Source organism: Phormidium pseudopriestleyi FRX01, assembly GCF_017313335.1.
In the GTDB taxonomy this organism is placed as follows: Bacteria; Cyanobacteriota; Cyanobacteriia; order Cyanobacteriales; family Laspinemataceae; genus Laspinema; species Laspinema pseudopriestleyi.
Genome location: NZ_JAFLQW010000181.1, coordinates 1 through 9228, shown reverse-complemented (window position 1 = coordinate 9228; position 9228 = coordinate 1). Strand labels below are relative to the sequence as shown.

At 48.9% G+C, this 9228-nt stretch carries 8 protein-coding genes; 3 read left to right on the top strand and 5 right to left on the bottom strand.

Annotation, left to right across the window (positions count from 1 at the left end; all coding sequences use genetic code 11):
* Positions 1–81 precede the first annotated feature (81 nt).
* The 4 genes from J0895_RS06525 to tig all read right to left on the bottom strand — a co-directional run bounded on the left by J0895_RS06525 (position 82) and on the right by tig (position 4806).
* Positions 82–942 carry an alpha/beta fold hydrolase gene (locus tag J0895_RS06525; RefSeq protein WP_207087298.1) on the bottom strand — a complete coding sequence of 287 codons (861 nt, stop codon included), beginning with the start codon at positions 940–942 and terminating at the stop codon, positions 82–84.
* Between the two features lie 130 nt (positions 943–1072).
* The gene (gene clpX / locus J0895_RS06520; RefSeq protein WP_207087297.1) at positions 1073–2413 is read right to left on the bottom strand and encodes an ATP-dependent protease ATP-binding subunit ClpX; all 1341 of its coding nucleotides are present in this window, start codon (positions 2411–2413) and stop codon (positions 1073–1075) included.
* A 10-nt stretch (positions 2414–2423) separates the two neighbouring features.
* Positions 2424–3113 carry an ATP-dependent Clp endopeptidase proteolytic subunit ClpP gene (clpP, locus tag J0895_RS06515; protein ID WP_207087296.1) on the bottom strand — a complete coding sequence of 230 codons (690 nt, stop codon included), beginning with the start codon at positions 3111–3113 and terminating at the stop codon, positions 2424–2426.
* 262 nt (positions 3114–3375) lie between these two features.
* Positions 3376–4806: a trigger factor gene (tig, locus tag J0895_RS06510; RefSeq protein WP_207087295.1), complete on the bottom strand. Its 1431-nt coding sequence runs from the start codon at positions 4804–4806 to the stop codon at positions 3376–3378.
* A 1013-nt stretch (positions 4807–5819) separates the two neighbouring features.
* Here tig and J0895_RS06505 point away from each other — a divergent pair.
* The gene (locus J0895_RS06505; RefSeq protein WP_207087300.1) at positions 5820–6875 is read left to right on the top strand and encodes an aspartate-semialdehyde dehydrogenase; all 1056 of its coding nucleotides are present in this window, start codon (positions 5820–5822) and stop codon (positions 6873–6875) included.
* Between the two features lie 41 nt (positions 6876–6916).
* Here the strand turns inward: J0895_RS06505 and J0895_RS26275 are convergent, their stop codons facing one another.
* Positions 6917–7051: a hypothetical protein gene (locus J0895_RS26275; RefSeq protein WP_277989790.1), complete on the bottom strand. Its 135-nt coding sequence runs from the start codon at positions 7049–7051 to the stop codon at positions 6917–6919.
* A gap of 138 nt (positions 7052–7189) precedes the next feature.
* Between J0895_RS26275 and dapA the strand changes: the two genes are divergently transcribed.
* Together dapA and J0895_RS06495 are read left to right on the top strand one after the other, a co-directional pair.
* Positions 7190–8074, top strand: a complete 885-nt coding sequence (dapA, locus tag J0895_RS06500) for a 4-hydroxy-tetrahydrodipicolinate synthase (RefSeq protein WP_207087294.1) — start codon at positions 7190–7192, stop codon at positions 8072–8074.
* A gap of 120 nt (positions 8075–8194) precedes the next feature.
* Positions 8195–9228 (top strand): ribonuclease J (locus J0895_RS06495; protein WP_242541106.1); only part of this gene is annotated, 1034 nt, incomplete at its 3' end.

Sequence of the window (9228 nt, the reverse complement as noted above, 5' to 3'; positions counted from 1 at the left end):
GGGTTTCTAAGGTAACTTTTGCTTCATTACCTAAATTGATAAAAGAAACCCGGTTTCTCTAGCTATGGACACTAAAAACTTCTAAACTTCCGCTAAAACGGGGCCACTTGCCAAAAACTCTCCCACCAGTTTCAAATAGGTTGGCGCATCTTCTAACATGGGAAAATGGGCCGTATTTGCCATTTGGATAAACTGGATGAATTGCTGATTTAATGAGGCAGCGTACTGTCCCATGTGAGCGGGAATAATTTTATCGTATTCTCCCGCAATCAACAGAACCGGCACCTGTAATTTAGCAAATTCAACCGGCATTACTTCGGTTGCTTTCTTGCTGACGGAGGTAAAAATCGTATTGAGGGCGGCCCCATAGTCGGCCATCAGATAATCTTCTAAAAATGCCTGTCTAGCGGCAGGTGGGATCGGACGATATAAAAATCTGGCCATAAATACCCGATCCATCAAGGGAATTTTTGCCAGCCAAGAGGGTCGATATTTGACCACTTGACCTCCCCAGGTATGGAAAGCAGTGAAGGCTTTTTCGTCGTATTCAAAGACGCCGCTACAGGTGAGGATTGCCTTGATGACGCGATCGCCATAGCGGTTGAGAAACAGAGTCGCCACGGAAGCGCCCATCGAATGAGCATTCAGATAGACTTGGTGCAATCCTAATGCATCTAAAAATAACGCCAAATCATCGGCGTAGGTTTCTAGTTCGTAGTCTAAGGCTAGGGGTTCTCGGGGTAAGCGCGATCGCCCGAACCCGCGCATATCGTAGAGCAGACAATCAAAGCGATCGGCCAGGGCCAATGCGGTACTTTCCCAGTAGCGAGCCGAACCCGCCCAACCATGAAGAAACACCAAAACTGGCTTTTCTCCGGTATGAGCTTGGGTTCCCACCCACTGGTAATAGTGTTCGACTCCGCGAACGTGAATGTAGGGCATCCTGCTAAGGTTTTAGATGATTAAATCAGCCGATGAAGGGTCAAGGGCAAAGTTTGAATGGCGCAAGAATAAAAGTTGCTATTCTTATTCATTCTTCACCCCCGCTCTTCATTACCATTTCTTCTCTTCATTAAGCGGATTCTGGCTTAGGTAGGGAGGACGGATGGACAATCAGTTCCGCTGTTGAGCGTTTCTCGACCATCTCTCGGGTAATGGTGCAGCGAGTCACATCCTTGCGGGAAGGTAACTCGTACATCACATCGAGCATTAATTCCTCCACAATCCCGCGCAGTGCTCTGGCGCCTGTTTTCCGGCGGTATGCTTCCTGGGCGATCGCCCGAATTGCATCGGGTTTGAACTCCAGATTCACATTATCCATCCGCAGTAATTTTTGATACTGCTTCACCAGGGCGTTCTTGGGTTCAGTCAAGATTTCCGTGAGGGCATCTTCATCGAGGGGGTCCACCACAGCCAGCACCGGAATCCGACCGATAAACTCAGGAATCATCCCAAATTTCACCAAATCATCCGGCTGTAAATTCTTGAGAATATCTGCGGTGCGTTTTTCCTTCGACGGAGTATCTCCGGGTTGAATAAAGCCCATTGACTTTTTACCCGTGCGCTGTTCAACCACCTTTTCCAGACCCACAAAGGCTCCACCACAGATAAACAGAATATTGCTCGTGTCAATCTGGATGCAATCTTGATAGGGGTGTTTGCGTCCTCCTTGCGGGGGGACATTGGCGACGGTTCCTTCTAGCATCTTCAGCAGAGCTTGTTGAACCCCTTCACCGGAGACATCTCGGGTAATCGATGGGTTTTCACTCTTGCGGGCGATTTTGTCGATTTCATCAATATAGATGATGCCGCGTTGGGCTTCTTCTACGTCGAGATCTGCGACTTGGAGCAATCGCAACAAGATATTTTCCACATCTTCGCCGACATACCCCGCTTCGGTTAAGGTGGTCGCATCTGCAACGGCAAAGGGAACCTCCAGAACATCCGCTAAGGTCTGAGCCAAGAGGGTTTTTCCACAACCCGTTGGCCCAATGAGCAGAATGTTCGACTTTTGCAGTTCGACTGGCTCCTCATTCCCAATTTTCCCGCTGGCCTTCGCTTGCGTGTAGCTCAGGCGCTTGTAATGGTTATAAACCGCTACGGCAAGCACTTTTTTGGCTTCATCTTGACCAATGACGTGCTCGTCGAGATGTTTTTTGATCTCGCGCGGTTTAGGCATTTGATTCAGCGAGATATTTGCGGCTTTAGTGCGCCGCTTTTGGGGTTGTTCCGTCCGGGGTACGGGTTGAGGTGCTGCGGCATTGGAGTCAAATAGCTCCTCATCTAAAATTTCATTGCACAGGTCCACGCATTCATCGCAAATATAGACTCCCGGACCTGCGATTAATTTGCGTACTTGCTCCTGAGATTTGCCACAAAAGGAACATTTTAGATGGGAGTCGTACTTAGACATAGACGGCCTCTTACTTTTGTGCGGTAACAGCCTCTCCCGATTTCGGAAGACCCTGCTTGGTAATAACCTGGTCAATTAGACCATAAGCTCTGGACTCTTCTGCCGACATAAAGAAATCCCGATCTGTGTCGGCTTCAATTCGCTCTAGGGGTTGTCCGGTATGAAAAGCCAGCATTTCATTTAACTGACGTTTATGATAAAGAATTTCCTTAGCTTGGATCTCAATATCAACCGCTTGTCCCTGAGCGCCACCGAGGGGTTGGTGAATCATAATCCGGGAAGAAGGGAGTGACATCCGTTTGCCTTTTGCGCCTGCGGTGAGCAAAAATGCTCCCATACTGGCAGCCAAGCCATAACAGATTGTCGCTACATCCGGGCGAATCTGTTGCATGGTATCGTAAATCGCCATTCCTGCGGTGACTGAGCCACCGGGGGAGTTGATATAGAGCTGAATATCCTTTTCTGGGTCTTCTGCATCTAAAAAGAGCATCTGCGCCACGATTAGGTCGGCAACGTTGTCATCAACTGGGGTCCCCATAAACACGATTCTTTCCCGGAGTAGGCGCGAATAAAGGTCAAACCCGCGTTCCCCCATCCCGGATTGTTCCACCACCATTGGGATAACGTTCTGGCTGGTGGAGGCAATCTCTAGGCTCTCGGAGCCGGAGATTGGATAATAAGGAGTTTGAGATATAAGCATCCGATCTGAGTTCATGCCAGGGTCAGCTTTTCGAGGGAGTAGATATCTAGCAAATTTTTTGGGGTTTTACGCCATTATAGTTTTGCTCTGTCTATATTATGCCGCAGCGCACCGAGGACGGGCAGAAATTTCCAGAAAAATGCTCAAATTGGATTTTTCTTTAGAATCACATCAGAATTGATGTGGAGATTTCTGGGGTTCCCGGTACTTGCGGCAGGCGATCGCAATTCGGATCTCGTCGCCGACCCTGGGTCAAATGGGTTTATTCCGGCGAGTCGGTTGCCTCGACTTCGACTACTTCACCGACACTTTCTTCCCCCTCGGCTTCGACTTCGGCGGAGGCTGCTGCGGCTGCTGCGGCTGCGGCTTCTGCCTCTAGGGTTCCGGCTGGTAATAGCTCAATCCGCGCGCGTTCTTCCAGCCAATCGAGAGCTTTTTCCTTGAGCATTTCTGATTCAAGGGCCGAACTCAAGCGATCGCGATCGACATCCTCTGGCAAGCGGTCCTTGAGCTCCTCAATCCGAGCGGTGATTTCCTCGGCGGTGACGGACAGGGACTCGCGAGCGGCCACTTCTTTTAATGCGAAGGATTTCCGCAAGTTGGCGATCGCCTCGGGTTGGGACTGCTGGCGCAGTGCTGCCACGGTTTCCTTGGTGTACAGCTTTTTAACATCTATCCCATAATCGGCAAGCTGCATCATCGATTGCTGCAAGATATTATCTAGCTCGCGATCAATTAAGGTTTCTGGAATTTCTACTTCCACAATTTTTTCGATCGCATCTACCAAGGCAGCGTGTTTGTTCGCTTTGGTTTCGCGATCGGCTTTCTCCTGATACTGCTTCTCCAACGACTCGCGCAGTTCTGCCAGGGTTTGATACTCGCTCACCGCTTGGGCGAAATCATCATCTAATTCCGGCAACTCTTTTTCTTTGAGTTCTTTCACCGTAATCGTAAAAATCGCTTCCTTTCCAGCTAAATCCTCGTTCGGATAATCTTCAGGAAAGGGAACGTTTAACTCTTTCGTTTCCCCTACTTTCAAGCCAATAATTCCCTCAACGAAGCCCTTGATAAACCGGCCTTCAATGAGTTCAATTTGAAAGTTTTCGGCCTCTCCACCGGGCAGCGGCTCCAGTTCCCCACCTTCTTCGTTGATGATTTTTCCGAAATAATCGACAAAGGCAACATCCTCAGCTTGGGCGGCTCTTTCCTCTACCGGAATTAAGGCTGCCTGCTCTTTACGACGTTCCTCTAAAAACTGCTCCACTTCTGCCGGATCATATTTGATTTCTTCGGCTCTAATGGCTAGTCCGGTGTAATCGCTTAGGGTGACTTCCGGGGGGACATCAACGGAAACCGAAAACACCAGGGTTTTTCCCGGTTGGTACTGGGAGACTAATTCCTCAAAGGAGGAGATTAACTCAAAATTCCCCAAGGCAGGAATCTCTTCATCTTTGACGACTTTTTCCAGACAATTTTGAATTAAATCCTCGACTGCTGCGGCTTTTATCCTGGAAGTTCCCATGCGCTGTACCAAAACTGAGCGCGGTACTTTTCCTTTCCGAAACCCAGGAATGCTAGCCTGTCGGCTAAATTGCTGAATCACCTGTTCGTAGGCTTTCTGAGACATATCGGGGGTCACTTCAATTTCCAGACCAAGTTTGCTGGCGGGAAGCTTTTCCTGGGTAACTTTCATCGGCGTTCTCTTCGACAAATTCTGTTAATTCTCGATTGGTCTTTTGGGCAGTTTACCGTCCTGATTCCGGTGAGCAGAAGGGAATTCCTCCTGGTCTGATGACTGGACCTCGGCCCCAGGCAGGCCCACTGACAAGGGGGTAAGTCGTGCGGCCATCGCGCTCAGGATCGGGCAACTCGGTTAAGCCCAAGGCTATCTTTGCTGCAACTATAGATCCTAGCCGATCCAGGGCGTCAAGGGCGATCGCCTTTCCATAAAAAACCACTGCTCTAGGGGCGTTTATCCCTTTCACAACGGGCTATGCAGCTATTTTTTAGGGAGAATCTAAAATTTTAACAAAAAATTGACGGGGTGAATATTTTAGGGCGATCGCCGTCTTGAAGGGTTACCCACTCACCGCCCCAGACTCCAGGAAGCGAGTCCCATGATTATCTTGAAGGTTCGAGTGGATGTTCGGCCCTTCCCTGAGTAAAATTAGAGAATCCCCTGGGTCGTGAATAACCCGGAGTGCCTAGCCCCTCAGCCCCCCAGGATCCGGTCTGGGTGCGATCTCCTAGGAATCTCAAAAATTTTCAGCCAATCATGAGTATAATTAAGATAACCGTTATTTCACTGAAGCCTATTTGTTATTGACTTTCTGTTTCCAATCTGCAATAAATACATTGTTATCCTTAAATAAACTATCCGATCTGTTCCGGCTCAAGTAGGGGTTTACTCATATCCCCCAATCCCAAGCGAGACTCTTTAAGATCTAGATGTGCCGGTCAATTTCCAGGCAATGGCTAGGACCCAGGCCCTTTAAAAACTGATGTAAGGAAACTCCAAAAAATAAAATAGCAATTGTAGGGTGGTGAAGCCACCGAACAGAAGGTGGGCAATGCCCACCCTACTCCTTTAAAAACTGAATAGGAATGATTTATTTTTTGGAATACCCTAAGGAAAACAGCCGATATCTATTTGAGACGTATTTGAATCGCATTTATTATTACTTCAAGACTCATATCTCAACCTACATGGAGGAATCTCATTTGTCGAAATCTTATAAAGTAGCCATTCTCGGCGCAACGGGTGCCGTGGGGACTGAGTTGTTAGAGTTGCTGGACTCTCGCGCCTTTCCGATGTCCGATTTAAAGCTGTTGGCTTCCCCGCGATCTGCCGGAAAAACCTTGACATTCCGAGGGGAAGAAATTCCCGTGGAAGTTGTCGAAGAAAGTTCATTTAAGAACGTAGATGTGGTCCTGGCTTCAGCCGGTGGCTCCACGTCTAAAGCCTGGGCCTCCAAAGCTGTCGCGGCAGGTGCCGTGGTGGTGGATAACTCCAGTGCCTTTCGCATGGATCCCAATGTCCCCCTGGTGGTTCCGGAAGTCAACCCAGAGGCAGCAGCGCACCATCAAGGCATTATTGCCAATCCCAATTGCACGACAATTTTGATGGCGGTGGCGGTATGGCCCCTGCATCAAGTCCAGCCGGTACAGCGGATTGTGGTAGCAACTTACCAATCTGCCAGCGGTGCCGGTGCCAGGGCAATGGAAGAAATGAAAGACCAAGCAAGGGCTATTTTGCAAGGTCAGACACCGAAAACAGATATTTTCCCTTATCCTTTAGCCTTTAATTTGTTCCCGCATAATTCGGCCCTGAATGACCAAGGGTACTGCGAGGAAGAAATGAAAATGGTCAATGAGACCCGCAAAATATTCGGGGATCATGACATTAGAATTAGTCCCACTTGTGTGCGAGTCCCCGTGCTGCGAGCGCATTCGGAGGCGCTGAACTTAGAATTTGCCAAGCCTTTCAGTGTATTGAAGGCTCGGGAAATTTTAGCTTCGGCTCCTGGAGTTAAGTTGGTGGAAGACTGGCAGGCAAATTATTTCCCGATGCCGATGGAAGCAACGGGTCTCGATGAAGTGTTGGTGGGTCGCATCCGGCAGGATATTTCTGGGCCGAATGGGTTAGAACTATGGCTGAGTGGCGATCAAATTCGCAAGGGGGCCGCGTTAAATGCGGTGCAAATTGCTGAATTGTTGGTGGCTCGAAATTGGATTCGACCAGCAGCGGCAGTCTCAGTTTAGAATGCCTAAGTTCCGGAGATCTGCAAGTTGATACCCCTTGGTCACTCTGGGCGTTTAATGGTTCCTGTGAAACGGCGATCGCCTCGAAGGACTTCCTCAATCCGGTCGGTCCGGATGACAAGAGGCAATGCTGTTGGAACAGCATCAAGAATGACAGAGGTGGGATTGAGTCCCATCTGTTAGCGTCCACATTTGACAGTTTGACCTAGGGTCGGAGTTTCACTCGTTTGGGGAAAGACTTCTCTAAAAAAGCGCGATCGCGACCCGATTGATCAACAACCTGAATACAAAATCGATAAATAATTAAGGAGAACGTGGTGAATTTCGGACGAGTTGTCACCGCCATGATTACACCGTTTAATGCAGACGGTAGCGTAAACTATGGTGTTACAGAAAAGCTGGCCGCTCATTTAGTCGAACATGGGACGGATGCCGTCCTCGTTTGTGGGACGACGGGAGAATCGCCGACCCTAACCTGGGATGAAGAGTATGAATTATTTCAGGTGGTGAAAAAGGCCGTAGGTAGCCGAGGGAAAGTAATTGCTGGAACTGGATCGAATTCTACCCAGGAGGCGATCGCTGCGACGCAAAAAGCTGCTAATATAGGGTTAGATGGCTCGCTGCAAGTTGTTCCCTATTACAACAAACCCCCACAAGAAGGGTTATATCGGCACTTTCAGGCGATCGCGCAAAGCTGCCCTGATTTCCCCATCATGCTCTATAACATTCCCGGACGCACCGGCCAAAACCTGCTTCCGGAAACCGTTGCCCGTCTTGCCGAAATTCCTAACATCGTGGCAATTAAAGAAGCCAGTGGCAGCTTAGACCAAGCCAGCTTGGTCAGAAGCCTGACTCCACCAGAATTTCAAATCTATTCTGGAGATGATTCTTTAACCTTACCTTTGTTATCGATCGGGGCTGCCGGAGTCGTCAGCGTCGCCTCGCATCTGGTCGGAGAGACCCTCCAATCCATGATTCAAGCATACCAAACCGGGAAAACCCAAGAAGCAACCCAGCTTCACCTCAAGCTTTTACCCTTATTCAAAGCCCTATTTACCACGACCAATCCCATTCCCCTCAAGTGGGCCTTAACCCTTCAAGGGTGGGACGTGGGATCAACTCGTCCCCCGCTGTGCGAAGCATCGGATGAAGTCAAAAAAGCATTAGAGATCGTGATGCAGCAGCTTAATTTGCTGTAACTCTAACCCAAAGAAACACCGATGCACTTGTTTGTCATCGGTTATAAATTCTCATCTTTGTTTCATCACAAACAAACCAACTCTCGATAACCAATCAACCATAAAAGAGAAGACAGAAACATGACTAACAGCCCAATTACACTAGCCAAAGAAAAGAAAACCATCAGTAAAAATGGGTCCAGTTCTAATGGATCTGCACCCACCCTCAAAATTATTCCCTTGGGTGGATTGCATGAAATCGGAAAAAATACTTGCGTCTTTGAGTTTGATGACGAAATCATCCTCGTCGATGCCGGTTTAGCTTTTCCCACGGATGGGATGCATGGGGTGAATATCGTCCTCCCCGACATGACCTACCTCCGGGAAAATTGTCATAAAATCAAAGGTATGGTCGTCACCCACGGTCACGAGGACCATATTGGTGGGATTGCCTTCCATTTAAAACAGTTTGAGATTCCGGTGATTTATGGTCCCCGGTTGGCAATGAGCTTGCTGGAAGGCAAGTTAGAAGAAGCCGGAGTCAGCGATCGCACGGAACTCAGAACCGTGGGTCCTCGGGATGTCGTCCGTTTCGGTAAATATTTTGTCGTCGAATATATCCGGAATACCCACTCAATGGCGGATAGCTTCACCGTAGCGATTAATACCCCAGTCGGCGTAGTGATCCATACGGGCGACTTCAAAATTGACCATACCCCCGTGGATGGAGAACACTTTGACCTGCAACGGTTAGCCGAATATGGAGAAAAAGGGGTCCTCTGTCTGATTAGTGATTCCACCAACGCCGAAGTCCCTGGCTATACGCCTTCGGAACGGTCGGTGTATCCCAATCTCGATCGCGTCTTTTCTCAGGCAGCGGGTCGCATCTTAGTCACGACCTTTGCCTCGTCGGTCCATCGACTGAATATTATTCTGGACATCGCCAAGAAACAAGGTCGGACCGTCGCAGTTGTTGGGCGATCGATGCTGAATGTAATCGCCCATGCCCGGAATTTGGGATATATTAAGTGCGAAGACAGTTTATTCCAACCCCTACACGCCATTCGCTCCCTACCGGACGAAAAGGTCCTAATTTTGACCACAGGCTCTCAAGGTGAGCCAATGTCTGCCCTAACTCGGATTGCGAATGGGGAACACCGCAAAATCAAAATCCG

Coding starts and splice junctions, on each gene's coding strand:
- J0895_RS06525 (WP_207087298.1), bottom strand. CDS start 942: ATGCCCTACATTCACGTTCGCGGAGTCGAACACTATTACCAGTGGGTG.
- clpX (WP_207087297.1), bottom strand. CDS start 2,413: ATGTCTAAGTACGACTCCCATCTAAAATGTTCCTTTTGTGGCAAATCT.
- clpP (WP_207087296.1), bottom strand. CDS start 3,113: ATGCTTATATCTCAAACTCCTTATTATCCAATCTCCGGCTCCGAGAGC.
- tig (WP_207087295.1), bottom strand. CDS start 4,806: ATGAAAGTTACCCAGGAAAAGCTTCCCGCCAGCAAACTTGGTCTGGAA.
- J0895_RS06505 (WP_207087300.1), top strand. CDS start 5,820: ATGGAGGAATCTCATTTGTCGAAATCTTATAAAGTAGCCATTCTCGGC.
- J0895_RS26275 (WP_277989790.1), bottom strand. CDS start 7,051: ATGGGACTCAATCCCACCTCTGTCATTCTTGATGCTGTTCCAACAGCA.